At 69.5% G+C, this 18,497-nt stretch carries 16 protein-coding genes; 9 read left to right on the top strand and 7 right to left on the bottom strand.

Going from position 1 to position 18,497, the window contains the following annotated elements; genetic code table 11:
• The first annotated feature begins 168 nt into the window (after positions 1-168).
• Complete coding sequence (locus tag ACE3UA_RS04695; protein WP_374643027.1) at positions 169-2,538, top strand: DEAD/DEAH box helicase; 2,370 nt, start codon at positions 169-171, stop codon at positions 2,536-2,538.
• 38 nt (positions 2,539-2,576) lie between these two features.
• Here the strand turns inward: ACE3UA_RS04695 and ACE3UA_RS04690 are convergent, their stop codons facing one another.
• From ACE3UA_RS04690 to ACE3UA_RS04680, 3 genes are all read right to left on the bottom strand, one after another.
• A complete protein-coding gene (locus ACE3UA_RS04690) occupies positions 2,577-3,353 on the bottom strand; it encodes a 3'(2'),5'-bisphosphate nucleotidase CysQ (protein ID WP_374643025.1) in 777 nt (258 codons plus the stop codon).
• Positions 3,340-4,683, bottom strand: coding sequence for a TldD/PmbA family protein (locus tag ACE3UA_RS04685; protein WP_374643023.1), 1,344 nt, complete (start codon positions 4,681-4,683; stop codon positions 3,340-3,342). The genes ACE3UA_RS04690 and ACE3UA_RS04685 overlap by 14 nt, the downstream gene beginning before the upstream one ends.
• 79 nt (positions 4,684-4,762) lie before the next feature.
• Positions 4,763-6,265 carry a DUF2125 domain-containing protein gene (locus ACE3UA_RS04680; protein WP_374643021.1) on the bottom strand — a complete coding sequence of 501 codons (1,503 nt, stop codon included), beginning with the start codon at positions 6,263-6,265 and terminating at the stop codon, positions 4,763-4,765.
• Between the two features lie 102 nt (positions 6,266-6,367).
• Between ACE3UA_RS04680 and ACE3UA_RS04675 the strand changes: the two genes are divergently transcribed.
• From ACE3UA_RS04675 to ACE3UA_RS04665, 3 genes are read left to right on the top strand one after another with little or no spacing between them, the layout of a single operon-like run.
• The gene (locus ACE3UA_RS04675; RefSeq protein WP_374643019.1) at positions 6,368-6,991 is read left to right on the top strand and encodes an enoyl-CoA hydratase/isomerase family protein; all 624 of its coding nucleotides are present in this window, start codon (positions 6,368-6,370) and stop codon (positions 6,989-6,991) included.
• The gene (gene speB, locus ACE3UA_RS04670) at positions 6,988-7,932 is read left to right on the top strand and encodes an agmatinase (RefSeq protein WP_374643017.1); all 945 of its coding nucleotides are present in this window, start codon (positions 6,988-6,990) and stop codon (positions 7,930-7,932) included. The genes ACE3UA_RS04675 and speB overlap by 4 nt, the downstream gene beginning before the upstream one ends.
• Before the next feature lie 9 nt (positions 7,933-7,941).
• Positions 7,942-9,180 carry a TIGR03862 family flavoprotein gene (locus tag ACE3UA_RS04665; RefSeq protein ID WP_374643015.1) on the top strand — a complete coding sequence of 413 codons (1,239 nt, stop codon included), beginning with the start codon at positions 7,942-7,944 and terminating at the stop codon, positions 9,178-9,180.
• Here the strand turns inward: ACE3UA_RS04665 and ACE3UA_RS04660 are convergent.
• Together ACE3UA_RS04660 and pheS are read right to left on the bottom strand one after the other, a co-directional pair.
• A complete protein-coding gene (locus ACE3UA_RS04660; RefSeq protein ID WP_374643013.1) occupies positions 9,137-9,565 on the bottom strand; it encodes a hypothetical protein in 429 nt (142 codons plus the stop codon). The genes ACE3UA_RS04665 and ACE3UA_RS04660 overlap by 44 nt on opposite strands.
• Entirely contained in the window at positions 9,566-10,639 is a 1,074-nt protein-coding gene (gene pheS / locus ACE3UA_RS04655; protein ID WP_374643231.1) for a phenylalanine--tRNA ligase subunit alpha, read from the bottom strand.
• 141 nt (positions 10,640-10,780) lie between these two features.
• Between pheS and ACE3UA_RS04650 the strand changes: the two genes are divergently transcribed.
• Positions 10,781-11,287, top strand: a complete 507-nt coding sequence (locus ACE3UA_RS04650; protein ID WP_374643011.1) for a DUF1643 domain-containing protein — start codon at positions 10,781-10,783, stop codon at positions 11,285-11,287.
• Here the strand turns inward: ACE3UA_RS04650 and ACE3UA_RS04645 are convergent.
• A complete protein-coding gene (locus tag ACE3UA_RS04645; RefSeq protein WP_374643009.1) occupies positions 11,284-12,276 on the bottom strand; it encodes a calcium-binding protein in 993 nt (330 codons plus the stop codon). The two genes, ACE3UA_RS04650 and ACE3UA_RS04645, sit on opposite strands and share 4 nt — an antisense overlap.
• Positions 12,277-12,574: 298 nt before the next feature.
• On the opposite strand from ACE3UA_RS04645, the gene rpsO reads away from it, so the two are divergent.
• The 4 genes from rpsO to hslU all read left to right on the top strand — a co-directional run bounded on the left by rpsO (position 12,575) and on the right by hslU (position 15,860).
• A complete protein-coding gene (rpsO, locus tag ACE3UA_RS04640; RefSeq protein ID WP_197643447.1) occupies positions 12,575-12,844 on the top strand; it encodes a 30S ribosomal protein S15 in 270 nt (89 codons plus the stop codon).
• A 111-nt stretch (positions 12,845-12,955) separates the two neighbouring features.
• The gene (hslV, locus tag ACE3UA_RS04635) at positions 12,956-13,513 is read left to right on the top strand and encodes an ATP-dependent protease subunit HslV (RefSeq protein WP_374643006.1); all 558 of its coding nucleotides are present in this window, start codon (positions 12,956-12,958) and stop codon (positions 13,511-13,513) included.
• Positions 13,510-14,568, top strand: a complete 1,059-nt coding sequence (locus ACE3UA_RS04630) for a hypothetical protein (RefSeq protein WP_374643004.1) — start codon at positions 13,510-13,512, stop codon at positions 14,566-14,568. Before hslV ends, ACE3UA_RS04630 begins: the two co-directional genes overlap by 4 nt.
• Positions 14,565-15,860, top strand: coding sequence for an ATP-dependent protease ATPase subunit HslU (gene hslU / locus ACE3UA_RS04625; RefSeq protein ID WP_374643002.1), 1,296 nt, complete (start codon positions 14,565-14,567; stop codon positions 15,858-15,860). The genes ACE3UA_RS04630 and hslU overlap by 4 nt, the downstream gene beginning before the upstream one ends.
• Here hslU and mutS read toward each other — a convergent pair.
• Positions 15,848-18,481, bottom strand: a complete 2,634-nt coding sequence (mutS, locus tag ACE3UA_RS04620) for a DNA mismatch repair protein MutS (protein ID WP_374643000.1) — start codon at positions 18,479-18,481, stop codon at positions 15,848-15,850. The two genes, hslU and mutS, sit on opposite strands and share 13 nt — an antisense overlap.
• Between the last annotated feature and the right edge of the window lie 16 nt (positions 18,482-18,497).

Genomic DNA, 18,497 nt, shown 5'->3' with positions numbered 1-18,497 from the left:
AAGGGGCGCGGCCTTCGGTTTTCCGGGCCTATACAGCACCGCCGCTTTCGGATAGGTGCCCCGGACGGTCGAGATTCCACGACTGTGGGCGAGGAGGCCCACACCAGGGGGACAGGGGCCGTTTGGCTTATTCGGGCGCATGAGCCGCCCCCCTTTGGAAAGACATCCATGACGATCGAGAACGTGGCCTCGCCGCTGGCGCAGGCTTTGGCCGACAAGGGCTATGAGACGCTGACCTCGGTGCAGGAGGCGGTGCTGGCGGAAGGCGTCGCCGGTCGCGATGCGCTGGTCTCGGCGCAGACCGGATCGGGCAAGACGGTGGCCTTCGGGCTGGCCGTCGCGCCGGAAATCCTGAACGGGCAGGATGTTCTGCTGTTCGCCGACAAGCCCATCGCCCTGGCCATCGCGCCGACGCGCGAGCTGGCCTTGCAGGTCGCGCGGGAACTGGAATGGCTTTACGCGGGCGCGCAGGCCAAGCTGGCAACCTGCGTCGGCGGCATGGACTATCGCACCGAACGGCGGGCGCTGGAGCGCGGGGCGCATATCGTCGTCGGCACGCCGGGCCGGTTGCGCGACCATATCGAGCGCGGCAGCCTTGACCTGTCCGGACTCCGCGCGGTGGTGCTGGACGAGGCGGACGAGATGCTGGACCTGGGTTTCGCCGAGGACCTGGAGTTCATCCTGGCCGCCGCCCCGCCGGAACGCCGGACGCTGATGTTCTCGGCCACCGTGCCGAAGGAGATCGAGAAGCTGGCGGCCGAGTTCCAGAAGGACGCGCTGCGCATCGTGGCGCAGGGCGAGGCGAAGCAGCATGTCGACATCGAATACCGCGCCTTCTCGGTCGCGGTGCGGGACCGGGAACATGCGATCTTCAACGTGCTGCGCTTTCATGAGGCGCGGACGGCCATCGTCTTCTGCAAGACGCGGGCGAACGTGAACCACCTGCTGGCGCGGATGGGCAACCGGGGGTTCCAGGTCGTGGCACTCTCGGGCGAATTGTCGCAGCAGGAGCGGACCCATGCGCTTCAGGCCCTGCGCGACGGTCGTGCCCGGGTCTGCATCGCCACCGACGTGGCGGCGCGGGGCATCGACCTGCCGGGGCTGGAGCTGGTGATCCATGCCGACCTGCCGTCGAACTCGGAAACGCTGCTGCACCGTTCGGGCCGCACCGGCCGCGCGGGCAAGAAGGGCGTCTCGGCGCTGATCGTGACCCCGGCCGAGTTCAAGAAGGCCCAGCGCCTGCTGTCGGGCGCGAAGGTCGTTGCGGAATGGGGCGCGGCCCCCGGCGCGGACGACGTGCAGGCCAAGGATGACCTGCGGATTCTGGAGCATCCCGCCCTGACCGCGCCGATCGGCGACGAGGCCGGGATCGCGGGGGATCTTCTGGAGCAGTTCGGCGCCGAGGCCCTTGCCGCCGCCTTCGTGCGGCTGTGGCGCGAGGGCCGCTCGGCCCCCGAGGTCCTGTCCACCGACCTGCCGGTCCCGCCGCCCTCGGCCCCGCGCGAACGGGGCGAGTTCGGGCCTTCGGTCTGGTTCCGCATCTCGGTCGGCCGCTCGGGCCGGGCCGAGGCGCGCTGGCTGTTGCCCAAGATCTGCGACGCGGGCAGCATCGCCAAGGACGGCATCGGCGCGATCCGGGTGCGCGAGGACGAGACCTTCGTGCAGATCGCCGAGGCGCTGGCCTCGCGTTTTGGCGGCGAGGTCGAGCTGGACAAGGGCCTTGTGATGCAGCGGGTCGAGGGCGAGCCCGAATTCGACAAGCCCCGCTTCCCGCGCGCCGAGAAGCCCCGGTTCGAGCGCCCGGAACGGCGCGAGCGGGCCGAGAAACCGGCCTATACCCCGAAACCGCCACGCCTGGTCGAGGAGGGGGACGAGGCCCCGTCCGAATACCGGCCGAAGCCGAAGGCGAAATACGACGACCGCCCCCGCCCGGCCGAGGCGCGGCCCGAGTGGAAGGACCGCCCGGCCCGCGACGAGGACCGCCCGGCGCGCAAGCCCTATGCCCCGCGCCCCGAGGGCGAGGCTGACGAGCGCCCGCGCAAGCCGCGCTGGTCGCCGAACCAGAAATCCGCCCCGCGCGCGGCCGGCTACAAGAGCCATGGCGGCGCGTCCGACAGGCCCGCCCGCGCCGGCGGCTACAAGAGCCATGCCGCCGAAGGCACCGGCTTCAAGCGCCGCGACGAAGGCTACAAGCCGCGCGAGGAGGGCGACCGGCCGGCCCGCAAGCCCTATGCGCCGAAGCCCGAGGGCTATCGCCCGCGCGAGGAGGGCGACCGTCCGGCGCGCAAGCCCTATGCCCCCAAGGGCGAAGGCTTCCGCCCGCGTGAGGATGGCGACCGGCCGAAAAAGACCTATGCCCCGAAGGGCGACGAGGCGCGGCCCTTCGTGAAGCGTGAGGGGGCGGGCAAGCCCGGCGGGTTCAAGAGCCATGCGGCCGGGGGCAAGAAGCCCTTCGACAAGCCGCGGGCCGAGAAGCCCCGGACCGATGCGCGCGACACCTCCAAGCGGTTCGTGCCGCCGAAGGGGCCGAAACGCTGATGCAGAGGGGCCGGGACTTCCCGGCCCGTTTCACATGATCAGCCCCGCAACCGGCGCACCGCCTCGGCATGGGCGGCGGGCGGCAGGGCCAGCACCCCCTCGGCCATCGCGCCCGGCGTGTTGAAGTGCAGCGTCTCTCCCCTGCGATCCGAGACCACCGCCCCCGCCTTGGCCGCGATCAGGCTGCCCGCCGCAATGTCCCATTCCCAGGCATCGCGCAGGGTCAGCATCCCGTCGAATCGCCCCTCGGCCGCAAGGCACAGCCGCCAGGCCAGCGAGGCGCGGAAATGCCGCTTCAGGTCGGGCACGCCGCCGGGCCATTTCTCGGGCAGCAGGTTGGCCTTGGTGGTCAGCACATCCGCACCCTCCAGCCGGTCGGCGCGACTGGCCGAGATCGGCAAGCCGTCGCGCAGGGCGGGCGAGCTTTCCGAGGCGACATAGATCCGGTCCATCGCGGGCAGGAAGACCACACCGGCCGTCACCCGCCCCTGATGCGCCACGGCAAGCGAATGCGAGAAGCTCTCCTCTCCGGCGATGAAGGCGCGGGTGCCGTCGATCGGGTCGATGATGAAGACCGTGTCGCGCGACAGGCGGGCGGGATCGTCCGGCGTCTCCTCGCTGAGCCAGCCGTAATCGGGCCGGGCCGCCAGCAGCCGGGCCTTCAGCATCTCGTTCACGGCCAGGTCGGCCTCGCTGACCGGGCCGTGTTCGCCGCCCTTGTCCCAGTGTTTCACGTCGCGCCGCCAGTGGCGCATGGCGATCCGCCCCGCCTCGCGCGCGGCCTCGGTCAGAAGCGCGAGGTCACGCGCCGGCAAGGGTCATTCCGTCGATCAGGATCGAGGGCACCCGCGTCGACAGATGCGCCCGCGCGTCATTGGCCGGGACCAGCCGCAGCAGCATGTCACGCAGGTTTCCGGCGATGGTGCATTCGTGGACCGGATAGGCCAGTTCGCCATTCTCGACCCAGAACCCGGCCGCCCCGCGCGAATAGTCGCCGGTCGTCGGGTTGATGGTCGAGCCGATCATCGAGGTGACCAGCAGCCCCGTTCCCATGTCGCGGATCAGGTCGGCCCGGCTGCGCGCGCCCTGGGTCAGGTCGATGTTGGTGGTCGAGGGCGAGGGCGGCGCGCTGGTCCCCCGGAAGGCATTGGCGGTCGAGGGCATGCCCAGCTTGCGCCCGGTCGCAAGGTCCAGCACCCAGCCGGTCAGCACGCCGTCGGCCACGATCTCGCGCCGGCGGGTCGCCAGCCCCTCGCCGTCGAAGGGGCGCGAGCTGCCGATCCGGGGCCGGTGCGGATCCTCGATCAGCACGATCCCGGCAGGCAGCACCGGCTTGCCCAGCAGGTCGCGCGCCCAGCTGGAGCCGCGGGCGATCGAGGTTCCGTTGACCGCCGACAGCAGATGCCCGACCAGCGAGGCCGCCACCCGTTCGTCATAGACCACCGGAAAGGTCCCGGTCCGGGGCTTGACCGAGCCGACGCGCTGCAAGGCCCGTTCGGCCGCCAGTCGCCCGATCTCCTCGGCCCCCGGCATGTCCGAGGCATAGACCCTGCCCTCGCCCGCGTAGTCGCGCTGCATTTCGCTGCCCTGGCCGGTGAAGGCCACCGCCGAGAGCGAGGTGGAGCTGCGGCCGTAGCCCCCGGAAAAGCCGTTCGTCGCGGCCATGTGCAGCGACCGGCGACCATAGGCGGCGGCGGCCTCGACCTGGGTGATGCCCTGCGTCGCAAGCGCCGCGGCCTCGACCGCGCGGGCCTGCGCCTCGAGCGTGGCGGCATCCGGTTCCTCGGCCGGGTCGGCAAGGTCCAGCGCGGCAAGATCCCAGCCCTGCGCCAGCTGATCCGGCTCGGCAAGGCCGGAGGTCGGATCCTCGGGCGCCTCGCGCGCCATCGCCACCGCACGTTCCGCCAGCGCCCGGATCGTCGCCGCCGAAGTGTCCGAGGCCGAGACGCAGGCCTGACGCCGCCCGACCAGCACGCGCAGCCCGATCTCGACCCCTTCCGAGCGTTCGGCCTGTTCCAGCGCGCCCTTGCGGATCTCGATCGAGAGCGCGGCACCCGCGACGGCCAGCGCATCGGCGCTTTCGGCGCCCGCCTTGCGCGCGGCGTCCAGAAGCGAATGGCTGAGGTCGGCAAGGCTGGGGGTCATGGTCGGCTCCCGTTGGGTCTCCCGCCATGAGGTAGCCCTGCCCGCCCCCCGCTGCAAGGCCGGGCTGCCCGCGCGGGGGTCAGAGAAGCTGCATCCCGTTGGCGAAGACGCCGCCATCGCGGAATTCGATCTCGGAAACCAGCTCGTCCGGCCCGGCGGGGCGGGCGAACATCGCCAGCCCCAGCCGGAAGCCCGTCGCCTCGTCCTCGTCCAGCAACCCCAGCGCGATCAGGTTGTCGACCAGCTTGTGAACGCCCCTGATCTTCACGTTGAACTTGCCGTCCGGGCGCGGCATGCCGTCGAAGGTCACCAGGTCGGCGTTGTCGAAGGTGACCGCGCCGGTGGCCGACACCTCGGCCCCCGCGCCCCTGGTCAGAAGCTCGGTCAGCTCCAGGGAATGCACTTCGCCCGGCGGGGTCGGCGCGTCCAGATCGACCGCGGGGTCCATGATGTCCCTGGTCCAGAGGCCGGTGCCCTTTGTGTCCAGCACGAAACTGGCCGGCTCGCGCGAGAGACGGGCGCCGGGATCGAACAGGTCCCAGAGTTCCTCCGAGATGGTGAAATCGACCAGGCGGGTGAGGAAGGCAAAGTCCTGCGGACTGTCGGACTTGCTGACCGGCATCACGAGATTGAACCCGCTTTCCGCAAAGGCAATCTCGACCTGCGGGAAGGGAAGGTCGTGCGACGACAGCGTGAACCTGGCCCCGGAAAGCGAGGTGCCATAGTTCATCCGGATCTTGTCCATCGCCAGCACGAAACTGCCGCCGGTGGCGCTGGCGACCAGCCTGGTGGGGCCGGCCGCCTCGGTCAGGTCGAAATCCAGGCTGGCCGCGCCGAAGGACAGGCTGGTGTCGACGCTGAAGCCGCCGTTCAGCGCCGCGGCAAGGTTCGCCATCAGATCGGCGTTCAGCAGATTGCCCTTCGTCGCGCCGCCGATATCGGCCAGCGTGACCACGACCCTGCCGTCCGAGCCGGTTTCGGGATCCTTGCCCGCGATGTTCAGCCCCAGCCCCTTGGCGGCAAAGCTGGCGTCCAGCGCGGTCCGGTCGCCGTCCCGCGTCACCAGATAATGCCCCGTCGCCGTGGTCAGGACCATCTCGGCCGTCGTGTCCAGCACCTTGCCGGTCTCGTCCGTCACCTCGTCCAGCGTCACCGTGACCCTGGGCGCGGTGAAGTCATAGCTGGTCTCGTGCGCGCTGCCGCCCGCGATGATCGCCATGCCCGGCTGGCTGATCGTCAGCTTGAGCGAGCCCGGCCCGTCCACCTGCTCGGGGAAGGCCATGGCCAGCGGATAGCTGTCCGGCAGGGTCACCGTCACCGTGCCGTCGCCGTTGCCCGCGAACACCAGCCTGTCGAAGGTGGCCGAGGCGGTTCCGGCCAGCGGGTCCTTGTGGGTCAGGACAAGGTCGGTCACCTCCAGCCGGTCGCCGTCCTGCGCCGTGCCGCCGACCGTCAGCTCTTGCCCTGCCGCGGTCGCCATCGCCTGCCAGCTTTCCCAGACCTCGGCCGGCGTCACGTCGGCCAGTGCGGCGGCGGGGGACAGCACGAATGCCAGGGCCGTGGAACGGACAGCGCGGGACATGGGACCGGCCTTTCGGGTTGAAATCGCGTCGTTCAACCTTTCAATCTGATCCCGGAGGCGTCAAGGGATTCCGGGCGCGGGTCGGGAAAGCCGGAGGGGTGGATGATCAGGGTGGAACAGGCGGGCGGGTGCTGCACGATCAGGCTGTGCCGCCCGGAGAAGGCCAATGCCCTGACCGGGGCGATGCTGCGCGACATCGCCCATGCCGCGACCGGGGCAGCGGAGACGGCGCGGGTCCTGATCCTGACCGGCGAGGGCAAGGTCTTTTCCGCCGGAGCGGACCTGGAGGAGATGCAGGCCGGCCTTGGCCTCTCGCCGGCATGGGAGGCGGCGTCGGGGGCCATCGCCCGCTTCCCCGGCCTGAGCATCGCCGCGCTGAACGGCACGCTGGCGGGCGGCGCGACGGGGGTGGCGCTGGCCTGCGACCTGCGGATCGCGGTCCCCTCGGCCCAGTTCTTCTACCCGGTCATGCGGCTTGGCTACCGGCCGCAGCCCTCGGACCCGATCCGGCTGGCGGCGCTGGTCGGCCCGGCCCGCGCCAAGATGATCCTGCTGGCCGGGCAAAGGATCGCGGCCGAGGAGGCGCTGGCCTGGGGATTGATCGACCGCATCGCCCCGCCCGAGTCCCTGACCGACGTGGCAATGTCGCTGGCGGATCATGCACTTGCCGCCGATCCGGGGCATGTTGCCGCCCTGAAACGCATGAGCAACGGGGAACCAGCATGAGCAACGGATACGAAAACGGCCGCCTGAATCTGCCCTTCGTGGGGATCTCGACCTTCGGCAAGAATCCCTACCAGCCCGACTGGTCGAAGATCGACGCCGACTTCGCCATCCTCGGCGCGCCCTTCGATTTCGGCACCCAGTTCCGCGCCGGCGCGCGCTTCGGGCCGCGCTCGATCCGCGAGGCTTCGACCCTGTTCTCCTTCGGCCATGGCGGCGCCTATGACCACGAGGACGACGTGACCTACCTGGAGGGTGTCCGCATCCTTGACATCGGCGATGCCGACATCGTCCACACGGATACCGAAACCAGCCACGCCAACATCGAGACCGGCGTCCGCGCCATCCTGGCGGCCGGGGCCGTGCCGGTGGTGCTGGGCGGTGACCATTCGATCAACATCCCCTGCATCCGCGCCTTCACCGGCCGCCCGCTGCACATCGTCCAGATCGACGCGCATCTGGATTTCGTCGACGTGCGCCACGGCGTCCGCCACGGCCACGGCAACCCGATGCGGCGCGCGGCGGAACAGGACCATGTCAAGGGCATCACCGCGCTTGGCATCCGCAACGTCTCCTCCACCGCCAAGGACGGCTATGACGCGGCGCGGAAGATGGGCGACGACATCCTCTCGGTCCGCCAGATGCGCAAGCTGGGGGTCGAGGCGACCCTCGCCCGCATCCCCAAGGGCGTGGACTATTACCTGACGCTGGACATCGACGGCTTCGACCCTTCGATCGCCCCCGGCACAGGGACGCCCTCGCATGGCGGCTTTCTGTATTACGAGGTGCTGGAGCTGATCGACGGGTTGACCAAACAGGGCAACATCATCGGCATCGACCTGGTGGAAGTGGCGCCCGACTACGACCAATCCGGCATGACCGCGATCCTTGCGGCGCAGATCCTGCTGAACACCATCGGGCGCATCGCCCACAACCGGAAATAGGCCGCGCCGGTGGCCCGGGCCCTGGTCATCGGCGCCGGTCCCGCCGGGTTGATGGCGGCCGAGGAACTGGCCCGCGCCGGGATCGGGGTCCTGGTCTGCGAGGCCAGGCCCTCGATCGGGCGCAAGTTCCTGATGGCCGGGAAGTCGGGGCTGAACGTCACCAAGGACGAGCCCTTCGCGAGCTTCGCCACCCGCTACGACGCCCCGCAACTCCGCCCGATCCTGGCGGAGTTCGGCCCCGGCGAAGTGCAGGACTGGTGCCGCGCCCTGGGGCAGGAGGTGTTCACCGGCTCCTCCGGCCGGGTCTTTCCGGTGGCGATGAAGGGCTCTCCGCTGCTGCGCGCCTGGGTGCAGCGCCTTGCCGCGCAGGGCGTCGAGATCCGCACCCGCTGGCGCTGGACCGGGTTCGAGGGTTCCAGCTTCCGCTTCGAGACACCAGAGGGGGCGCAAACCGTCAGTCCCGGCGTGACGGTGCTGGCCCTGGGCGGGGCAAGCTGGCAGCGCCTTGGTTCGGATGGGGCCTGGGTGCCATGGTTGCGGGAGAAGGGGGTGGAAATCGCGCCGTGGAAGCCTGCGAACATGGGCTTCCGGGTCGACTGGTCGGCGAAGATGGCGCCCTTCTTCGGCCAGCCGGTGAAGGGCGTCACCCTCATGGCCTGCTCGTCGAGCACTTCGTGCACTCCTCGCGACGACCGGCGACGAGTGCACGAAGTGCTCGAGGAGCATCGCGGAGAGTTCGTCCTGTCGGCGCGGGGCGTGGAAGGCGGCGGGATCTATGCGCTCAGCCGGACGCTGCGCGAGGGTGCGACGCTGGCGCTCGACCTCTTGCCGGACCTGCCGGAGGGGGAGATCGCGCGCCGCCTTGCGAAGATGCGGCCCGGCGAAAGCACGATGAACCGCCTGCGCAAGCTGGGCCTCGACCGCACGCAGGCCGCGCTGGTGATGGAATTCTCCCGCGCCGAGCCCTTTGCCCATCTCAAGCAGCTGCCGATCCCGTTGCAGGGCCCCCGGCCGCTGGACGAGGCGATCTCGGTCGCGGGGGGCGTGGAATGGGGTTCGGTGACGCAGGATCTGGAGCTGAAGGCCCTGCCCCGCTGCTTCGTCGCCGGCGAGATGCTGGACTGGGAGGCCCCGACGGGCGGCTATCTGCTGACCGCCTGCTGGGCGACCGGGCGCTGGGCCGGGCGGGCGGCCGCGGCGGCGCTCAGTCGTGCAGGCGGTCCAGCCAGGGCAGCGCCTCGAGGGTGAGGATGTCGATCGTGCGCGACAGATGCGCGGGCTTCTCCAGCACGTCCAGAAAGGCCAGCCGTCCCGGATCCTCGCCGCCGCCGCCGCCGAAACGCTCCATCGTCATCTCGGCCTCGTCCCATTCCGCCGGCGGCTCGCCCTCGGGCGTGACGAAGCGCAGGAGGATCTGCACCTCCCAGCCATAGCGGTTGCGTTGCAGATGGACGGCCGACTTTCCCCGCGGGGAAGATCGGCTCCAGGTGCTGCCCTTCAGCGCATAGCCAAAGGGCCGCAGCGCCCCGTCCAGCGCCGCGACGATGCGGGCATGGGCCTCTTCCCGCCGCCCGGGAAACGCCGGGTCATGCGCGGCGTGGTGCTTGCGGGCGGAAAGGTCCTCGTCCTCCATTCAGGCCGAGAGCCCGCCCGCCAGGTCCGGCACGTCCAGCGCGGAAAAGCCGTAGTGCCGCAGCCAGCGCAGGTCGGCCTCGAAGAAGGCGCGCAGGTCGGGGATGCCGTATTTCAGCATCGCGATCCGGTCGATCCCCATGCCGAAGGCGAAGCCCTGCCATTGGTCGGGATCGATCCCGCCCGCCGCCAGCACCTTGGGGTGCATCATCCCCGAGCCGAGGATCTCCATCCACTTGTCGCCCTCGCCGATCTTCAGCTGGCCGCCGACGGATGAATAGCGGATGTCGACCTCGGCCGAGGGTTCGGTGAAGGGGAAATGGCTGGCGCGGAAGCGCAGTTCCACCTTGTCCACCTCGAAGAAGGCGCGGCAGAATTCTTCCAGGGTCCACTTCAGGTTCGCCATCGAGATGTTGCGGTCGATGGCCATGCCCTCGACCTGGTGGAACATCGGGGTATGGGTCTGGTCCATGTCCATCCGGTAGACCCGGCCCGGCGCGATCACCCGGATCGGCGCGCCCTGATCCATCATCGCCCGGATCTGCACGGGCGAGGTATGGGTGCGCAGCACATGTGGCGGGCGGTTGTCGCCCTCGGCCCGGTGCATGAAGAAGGTGTCATGCTCTTGCCGTGCGGGATGTTCCGGCGGGATGTTCAGCGCGTCGAAATTGTACCAGTCGCTTTCCACCTGCGGCCCCTCGGCGACCGAGAAGCCCATGTCGGCGAAGATCGCCGTCAGCTCCTCCATCACCTGGCTGACCGGATGGATCGTCCCGCGCGGGCGCGGCCGGCCCGGCAGGGTCACGTCCAGCCATTCGGTCTTGAGCCGCTCGTCCAGCGCGGCGTCGGCCAGTGCCACCTTGCGGGCGCGGAGCGCGGCGTCGATCTCGTCCTTCAGCGCGTTCAGGCTGGCCCCGGCGGCCTTGCGCGCCTCGGGCTCCATCTTGCCGAGACCGGCCATCAGGCCGGAAATCTCGCCCTTCTTGCCCAGGGCGCCGACGCGGACCTCTTCCAGCCCGGCCTCGTCCGCCGCATTGGCCACGGCGGCAAGGTATCTGGCCTTGAGCGTGTCGATCCCGTCCATCGTCCGTCTCCCGGGTAAAACCGGCCTCTCTGCTAATGGCGAAGCCCCCGCGATGCAAGGCGATCCGCTTGTGTCGCCGGGTGCGGCGATTATGTATCGGTGCGACACGAAGGCTGGCAAGGAGGGGATCGGATGATCACCCGGCGGTTCACCAAGGGCAACGCGGAATCCGAGGCGGTCTATTCCGACTGCGAGAACTATCGCTTCCTGCTGACCCGCACCTGGGGTCCGGGGCCGCGCGCGCTGTTCGTGATGCTGAACCCCTCGACCGCGACCGAGGTGCAGAACGACCCCACCGTCGAACGCTGCGAGCGGCGGGCGCGGACGCTGGGCTTTGGCGCCTTCCGGGTGACCAACATCTTTGCCTGGCGCGCCACCGATCCCAAGGCGATGCGCGCGGTCCCCGATCCGGTGGGCGCGGAAAACGACCGGGCGATCCTGGACAGCCTGGACTGGGCGGATACCGTGATCTGCGCCTGGGGCAATCACGGGCTGCACCTGAACCGGGGCCCAGGGGTCGAGGCGATGCTGCGCGAGGCGGGGGCCGAGTTGCACCACCTGGGCCTGACCGGCCAGGGCCAGCCGACCCATCCGCTGTACATCGCCTACGACCGGCAGCCCCAAAGCTGGCCGCGTTAGGTCGGGAAGGCGACCAGGCGCACGTCATCGGCATCAAGCGCGCTGCCCCGGACCAGCGCGACCGCCTTGCCGTTCAGCAGGATCGTGCTTTGCGTGGCATCCGCAGACGTCGTGATGCCGAGCACAGGGTCCGAGTGCAGGGCGGGGTCATACATCACCACCAGCTGGTCCTGCAGGGCGTTGTAATCCGCGATTTCGGCCAGTTCGCCAGCCGGCCCGGTCTCGGCCAGCAGGAAGACATCCTCGCCCTCGCCCCCCGTGGCATGGTCGCCCGCGCCAAGCAGGATGCTGTCGTTCCCCGCGCCGCCGTTCAGGAAATCCTCGTCCAGGTCATCGGCATCGCCGTCAAGCCCCGAGAGCCAGTCGTTGCCGCTGCCTCCGTCCAGGATGTCCGCGCCGTCGCCGCCGGCCAGCCGGTCGTCGCCATCGTTGCCGGCCAGCCAGTCGTCGCCAGCGCCGCCCGACTGCGTGTCATCGCCCGCCCCGCCCAGGAGGCTGTCGTTCCCGGCATCCCCCGAGAGGGAATCCTCGCCCAGATCGCCCAGGATCGAATCGTCGCCGTCGCCGCCAAGGATCGTGTCATCGCCCGCCTGTCCGGTCAGGCTGTCATGCCCCCCGCCGCCCTGGATCCGGTCGTCACCGCCGCCGCCCCAGCCCGCATCGTCGCCGAAGCCCGCGTCGATCCAGTCGTCGCCGTCGCGCCCGTCGATCAGGTCGGCGCCGTCCCCCGCCTCGATCCGGTCGTCGCCAGTGCCGCCGGAAAGCACCTCTCCGCCCGCGCCGCCGTAAAGCTGGCGCCCCGCCTCCGCCTCGTGGGCCAGGTCGTCCGATTGGGGACCCGTCTCAAGGTCGAAGGCCTGCCCGTCCGGGTCTTCGAGGAGATCGGCGGGATCGCCCTCCTCCTCCTGTTCCGGCGAACGGCCAAAGAAGGCCGCATCGGCGATCACCCCCGCCGTGAGGACACCCAGCACACCCAGTATCGTCAACACCACACCACCCCGACACAGCACCGCCGCGCCCGCGTTAACCAATTTTCCGGCTAACTGTCTGGCGCTACGACAAAAACCCGGGATCATCCATATCACGAATCGCAGCCTGCCGATACGCACCGCCGCCCGGAATCTCTGCAGTCCCTTAACCGGGAGTTACCGACACCCGCCGCGATCGGGCTTTCCTTCCGCAGCGAATCCGCCTATACGCGCGCATCCGCCTGGTGGCGGAGCCTCCAAGGGCCCTGCTGGACGACATCCCGGCTTGCGCCATGACCTTCAGACACAGGAGACCACGATGTCGATCACCGTTGAAGAAAAAGCCCGCCTGATCAAGGAATACGCGACCAAGGAAGGCGACACCGGCTCGCCGGAAGTGCAGGTTGCGATCCTGTCCTCGCGGATTGCCACCCTGACCGAGCATTTCAAGGGCCACAAGAACGACAACCACTCGCGTCGCGGCCTGCTGATGCTGGTTGCCCAGCGCCGCAAGCTGCTGGACTACCTGAAGAAAAACGATGAGTCGCGGTATTCCACGCTTATCACCCGTCTGGGCCTGCGCCGCTGAGGCCAGGGACAGTGTTCCGGAACGCCCGCGCCGCCAAGGCGCGGGCGTTTTGCTTTGCCTGACTTGAGAAGACCCCCCGCCCCGGCCATATAAGGCAAAACGGAGGTCCGGATGGCAGACGACAGATTTCCCGGCTGGCACGGCACCACGATCCTGGCGGTCCGGCGCGGCGGCGAGGTGGTGGTGGCGGGGGACGGCCAGGTCTCGCTTGGCCAGACCGTGATCAAGGGCACCGCGCGCAAGGTGCGCCGCCTGAACCCCGGCGGCCACGCGGTCGTCTGCGGCTTTGCCGGATCCACCGCCGATGCCTTCACCCTGCTGGACCGGCTGGAAAAGAAGCTGGAGGCCGCGCCCGGCCAGCTGGCCCGCGCCTGCGTCGACCTGGCCAAGGACTGGCGGATGGACAAGTACCTGCGCAACCTGGAGGCCATGCTGATCGTCACCGACGGGACCGACCTGTTCGTGATCACCGGCGCCGGCGACGTGCTGGAGCCGGAGCATGACGTCGCCGCCATCGGCTCGGGCGGGAACTTCGCGCTGGCGGCGGCCCGGGGGCTGATGTCCACCGACCTGCCGGCCGAGGCCATCGCCCGCCAGGCCATGGCCATCGCCGCCGACATCTGCGTCTACACCAACGGCAACCTCACCGTGGAGACGATCCGCAAATGACGCCCGAGGACCTCCGCGCCGCCGTCGCCGCCGGGATCCTGACCGAGGCGCAGGCGGCATCGGTGCAGGCCCTGGCGAACGACCGCGCGGGCAAGCGCGCCACGCTGCCGGCCGAGGACGAGCCCTTCGAGTTCTTCCGGGGATTTTCGGAGATCTTCATTTCGATCGGGCTGGTGATCCTGCTGTCGGGCGTGACCGCCCTTTTGACCGTGTTCGGCGGCTTCGCCCTGCTGACGCTGGTGCCTTTGGCCACCGCCGGGATTGCCTGGTGGTGGGCCGGCTATTTCACCCTGAAACGGCGGATGACCCTGCCCTCGATGGTGCTGGCGACGGCCTACGGCACCGGGATCGTGATCTTCGCCTTCAGCCTTCTGGGCCGGTCGGGGTTTGACGACCGCGCCATCGCCATCGCGGGGTTCTCGCTTTCGGCGGCGGCGATGGTACTTTGGTACCGGCATTTCCGGCTGCCCTTCTCGGCCTTCCTGGCCGGGGGTGCGATCCTGGGCGCGGTCTATTCCCTGACCGCCTCGGCCTCGACCCTGGTCGGGCTGGTCGGCGCCGGTGGATATCGCGCGCTGTTCGACCTTGGCGAAAGTCCGGCCTTCGCCACGGCGACGCTGGTCTTCGGGATCGGAGCCTTTCTGGTGGGCATGTGGTTCGACACCCGCGACCCGCACCGCCTGGGCCGCCATTCGGCGACGGCCTTCTGGTGCCACCTTCTCGCGGCCCCGGCGCTGGTGAACACGGTCGCCATGACCCTGCTGAACGGCGGCGGGATCGGGTTTCTGGCGATCGCGCTGGCGCTGGTCACGCTGCTGGCGCTGGTGATCGACCGCCGCAGCTTCCTGACCGCCGCCATCGCCTATATCGCCATCGTGATCGGCTGGTTCATCGGCGAAGGCGGCGGCGCCAGCTGGATCTTCGTCCTCCTCACCCTCGGCGCCTTCATCACCGCCATCGGCACCTGGTGGGTGCAACTGCGCGCCGTGGTGATGCGCGCCCTGCCCGACTTCCCCGGCAAGTCCAGCCTTCCCCCATATGGATCGACCGAATGACCGACCTGACCCCGCGCGAGATCGTCTCCGAGCTTGACCGCTTCATCATCGGCCAGCGCGATGCCAAGCGCGCCGTGGCCGTGGCCCTGCGCAACCGCTGGCGCCGCAAGCGGCTTGCCGACGACCTGCGGGACGAGGTCTATCCGAAGAACATCCTGATGATCGGCCCGACCGGCGTCGGCAAGACCGAGATCAGCCGCCGCCTTGCCAAGCTGGCGAAAGCACCCTTCCTGAAGGTCGAGGCGACCAAGTTCACCGAGGTCGGCTATGTCGGCCGCGACGTCGATTCAATCGTCCGCGATCTTGTTGATGTGGCGATCAACGATACCCGCGCCGCGATGCGCGAGGAGGTGAAGGCCCGCGCCCACAAGGCGGCCGAGGACCGGGTGATCGAGGCCCTGGCCGGCAAGGACGCCCGCGAGCAGACGCGCGAGATGTTCCGGGCGAAGCTGAAGCGCGGCGAGCTGGACGGCACGATGATCGAGATCGACGTCGCCGACGCCGCACCGATGCCGATGGGCTTTGGCATGCCGGGGATGGAACAGCAGATGCAGGGGTTGCAGGACCTGTTCAAGGCCTTCGGCGGCCGGACCTCGCGCAAGCGGATGACGGTGGCGCAAAGCTATGACGTGCTGATCGGACAAGAGGCCGACAAGCTTCTGGACGACGAAGCGGTACGCACGGCGGCGCTGGAGGCGGTGCAGGAGAACGGGATCGTCTTTCTGGACGAGATCGACAAGATCTGCGCCCGCTCGGATGCGCGGGGGGCGGATGTTTCCCGTGAAGGCGTGCAGCGCGACCTGCTGCCGCTGATCGAGGGGACGACGGTCTCTACCAAGCATGGGCCGGTCAAGACCGACCATATCCTGTTCATCGCCTCAGGCGCGTTCCACATCGCAAAACCCTCGGACCTGTTGCCCGAGTTGCAGGGCCGGCTGCCGATCCGGGTGGAACTCGCGCCTTTGACCGAGGAGGACTTCGTCCGCATCCTGACCGAGACCGACAATGCCCTGACCCGGCAATATACCGCGCTGATGCAGACCGAGGAGGTCACGGTGACCTTTACCCCGGACGGCATCGCCGCCCTGGCCCGGATCGCGGCGGAAGTGAACCGTTCGGTGGAAAACATCGGCGCGCGGCGGCTTTACACGGTGATGGAGCGGGTGTTCGAGGAACTGTCCTTCCACGCCCCCGACCGTTCCGGCCAGTCCGTCACCGTGGATGCCGGGTTTGTCGAGACCAATATCGGCGCGCTGGCCCGGTCGGCCGACATCTCGCGCTATGTGCTTTGATCGGCCAGCCGCTTGAGGTCGTAGACCAGCCGCAGCGCCTCGATGGGCGTCAGTTCATCGGGGTGGACCGCTTTCAGCCGGTCCTCGACCTCTGACGCCTTCACCACCTTCGGCGGCGGGGCCACCGGCGTGGCGCGGAACAGCGGCAGGTCGTCGATCAGCGTGGCCTGCTTGCCCCCCTCGCGGTCGCCCTTTTCCAGCGTGTCCAGCACGACCTTGGCCCGCTCGATCACGCTGTGCGGCAGGCCGGCCAGCCGGGCGACCTGCACGCCATAGCTGCGGTCGGCCGCGCCCTCGCGGACCTCGTGCAGGAAGATCACCTCGCCTTCCCATTCCTTGACCGTGACCGTGGCGTTCTTCACCCCCGGCAACTTGCCCGCCAGCGCCGTCATCTCGTGGTAATGCGTGGCGAAGAGGGCGCGGCAGCGGTTGACCTGGTGCAGATGCTCCAGCGTCGCCCAGGCGATGGAGAGGCCGTCATAGGTCGCCGTGCCGCGCCCGATCTCGTCCAGGATCACCAGCGCGCGGTCGTCGGCCTGGTTCAGGATCGCGGCGGTCTCGACCATCTCGACCATGAAGGTCGACCGGCCGCGCGCCAGATCGTCCGAGGCCCCGACCCGGCTGAACAGTTGTGAAACCAGCCCGATCCGCGCCGAACCCGCCGGGACATGGCTGCCCGCCTGCGCCAGCAGGGCGATCAGCGCGTTCTGCCGCAGGAAGGTGGATTTCCCCGCCATGTTCGGCCCGGTCAGCAGCCAGATCGCCGGCGTCCCCCGGTCGGTCAGCGCGCAGTCGTTGGCGACAAAGGGCGTCCCGCCATGCTTCAGCGCCCGCTCCACCACCGGATGCCGCCCGCCGCTGATCTGGAAGGCGCGGGAATCGTCCACCACCGGCTCGCACCAGTTCTCCTCGGCCGAGAGATCGGCGAAACCGGCGGCGAGGTCGATCTCGGCCAGCGCCCGCGCGGCCTGGGCGATGGCGGCCGAAACGTCGAGGATCGCCGCCTTCAGCGCCGCGTAATGCCGCCTCTCGATCTCCAGCGCGTGATTGCCGGCGTTCAGGATCCGGGTCTCGATCTCGGAAAGCGCCAGGGTGGTGAAGCGCACCTGCCCCGCCGTGGTCTGGCGGTGGATGAAAAGCTCGGGCATCGCCCGCATCCGGTCTTCGTGGGTCGTCGTGGTCTCGATGAAATAGCCCAGCACGTTGTTGTGCTTGATCTTCAGGCTGGCGACGCCGGTCCTCTCGACGTAATCCGCCTGCATCCGGCCGATCACGCCGCGCCCCTCGTCCCGCAGGGCGCGGGTCTCGTCCAGCTCGGGGTCATGGCCCGGGGCGATATAGCCGCCGTCCCGCGTCAGAAGCGGCGGTTCGGCCACCAGCGCGCGGGTAAGAAGGTCCACCAGCGCGTCATGCCCGACCAGTGCCCCCGCCGCATCGGCAAGCAGCGGCGGCGCGTCGGTGAGCAGCCCCGCAATCGCGCCGGCCTGTTCCAGCCCCGCGCGGATCGCGGCCATGTCGCGCGGGCCGTCGCGGTCCAGCGCCAGCCGGGACAGGGCGCGATCCATGTCCGGCACCCGCCGCAGGCTTTCCCGCAGGCGGCCGCGCAGGGAGGGCGCCTCCAGCAGGAACCCCAGCGCCGCCTGCCGGGCGTGGATCACGCCCAGGTCCAGCGCGGGCGAGGAGAGCCGCCGCTCCAGCAGCCGCGCGCCGCCGGCGGTGACCGTCCGGTCGATCGCCGACAGCAGCGAACCCTCGCGCCCGCCCGACAGCGCCTGCGTCACCTCGAGATTGCGGCGGGTCGCGGCGTCGATCTGCATCGCGCCGCCCAAAGCCTCGCGCACCGGGGGGCGGAGGAGCGGCATCCGGCCGCGCTGGGTCAGGTGCAGATAGTCCACCAGCGCGCCCATGGCCGAGACCTCGGCCCGGTCGAAGCCGCCGAAGGCATCCAGCGAGGCGACGCCGAACATCTCGCACAACCGCTTGTCGGCATTGGTGGAATCGAAACTGCCGCGCGACAGGGGCGTGATGGCGACGCCGGTGTCAGCCACGACCTCGGCCGTCTCGCGCTCGCGCGCTTCGCTCAGCAGCAGCTCACGCGGGGCGATGCGCGCCAGATCGGGGCCAAGCCGCGCGAGGCTGGACGGCATCACCCGGAACTCGCCGGTGGAAATGTCGGCCCAGGCCAGCGCGCCGGTCTCGCGCACCTCGGCGAAGGCGGCAAGGAAATTGTGCCGCCGCGCCTCGAGCAGGGAATCCTCGGTCAGGGTCCCGGGCGTGACCAGCCGCACCACATCGCGCTTGACCACCGATTTCGAGCCGCGCTTCTTCGCCTCGGCCGGGTCCTCCAGCTGTTCGGCGATGGCGACGCGGAAACCCTTGCGGATCAGGGTCAAGAGGTAGCCCTCGGCGGCATGGACCGGAACGCCGCACATGGCGATCGGCTCGCCCAGATGGAAGCCGCGCCTGGTCAGGGCGATGTCCAGCGCGGCGGCCGCAGCCACCGCGTCGTCGAAGAACATCTCGTAGAAATCGCCCATCCGGTAGAACAGCAGCGCGCCGGGATTCTGCGCCCTGATCTCCAGATATTGCGCCATCATCGGCGTGACGGTGTCGTCGCTCACTTCGGTCCCCCAAGAT

The organism is Tabrizicola sp. (genome assembly GCF_041919135.1).
Classification (GTDB): domain Bacteria; phylum Pseudomonadota; class Alphaproteobacteria; order Rhodobacterales; family Rhodobacteraceae; genus Tabrizicola.
Note: the sequence above shows the minus strand (reverse complement) of the source record. Positions and strands in the feature narration are given on the sequence as shown.

Bases quoted from the DNA above. Each gene is read 5' to 3' on its own strand.
- hslV (WP_374643006.1), top strand. From the start codon at position 12,956: ATGGCAGACGACAGATTTCCCGGCTGGCACGGCACCACGATCCTGGCG.
- ACE3UA_RS04695 (WP_374643027.1), top strand. From the start codon at position 169: ATGACGATCGAGAACGTGGCCTCGCCGCTGGCGCAGGCTTTGGCCGAC.
- hslU (WP_374643002.1), top strand. From the start codon at position 14,565: ATGACCGACCTGACCCCGCGCGAGATCGTCTCCGAGCTTGACCGCTTC.
- ACE3UA_RS04650 (WP_374643011.1), top strand. From the start codon at position 10,781: ATGATCACCCGGCGGTTCACCAAGGGCAACGCGGAATCCGAGGCGGTC.
- ACE3UA_RS04680 (WP_374643021.1), bottom strand. From the start codon at position 6,265: ATGTCCCGCGCTGTCCGTTCCACGGCCCTGGCATTCGTGCTGTCCCCC.
- ACE3UA_RS04685 (WP_374643023.1), bottom strand. From the start codon at position 4,683: ATGACCCCCAGCCTTGCCGACCTCAGCCATTCGCTTCTGGACGCCGCG.
- rpsO (WP_197643447.1), top strand. From the start codon at position 12,575: ATGTCGATCACCGTTGAAGAAAAAGCCCGCCTGATCAAGGAATACGCG.
- ACE3UA_RS04630 (WP_374643004.1), top strand. From the start codon at position 13,510: ATGACGCCCGAGGACCTCCGCGCCGCCGTCGCCGCCGGGATCCTGACC.
- ACE3UA_RS04660 (WP_374643013.1), bottom strand. From the start codon at position 9,565: ATGGAGGACGAGGACCTTTCCGCCCGCAAGCACCACGCCGCGCATGAC.
- ACE3UA_RS04675 (WP_374643019.1), top strand. From the start codon at position 6,368: ATGATCAGGGTGGAACAGGCGGGCGGGTGCTGCACGATCAGGCTGTGC.
- speB (WP_374643017.1), top strand. From the start codon at position 6,988: ATGAGCAACGGATACGAAAACGGCCGCCTGAATCTGCCCTTCGTGGGG.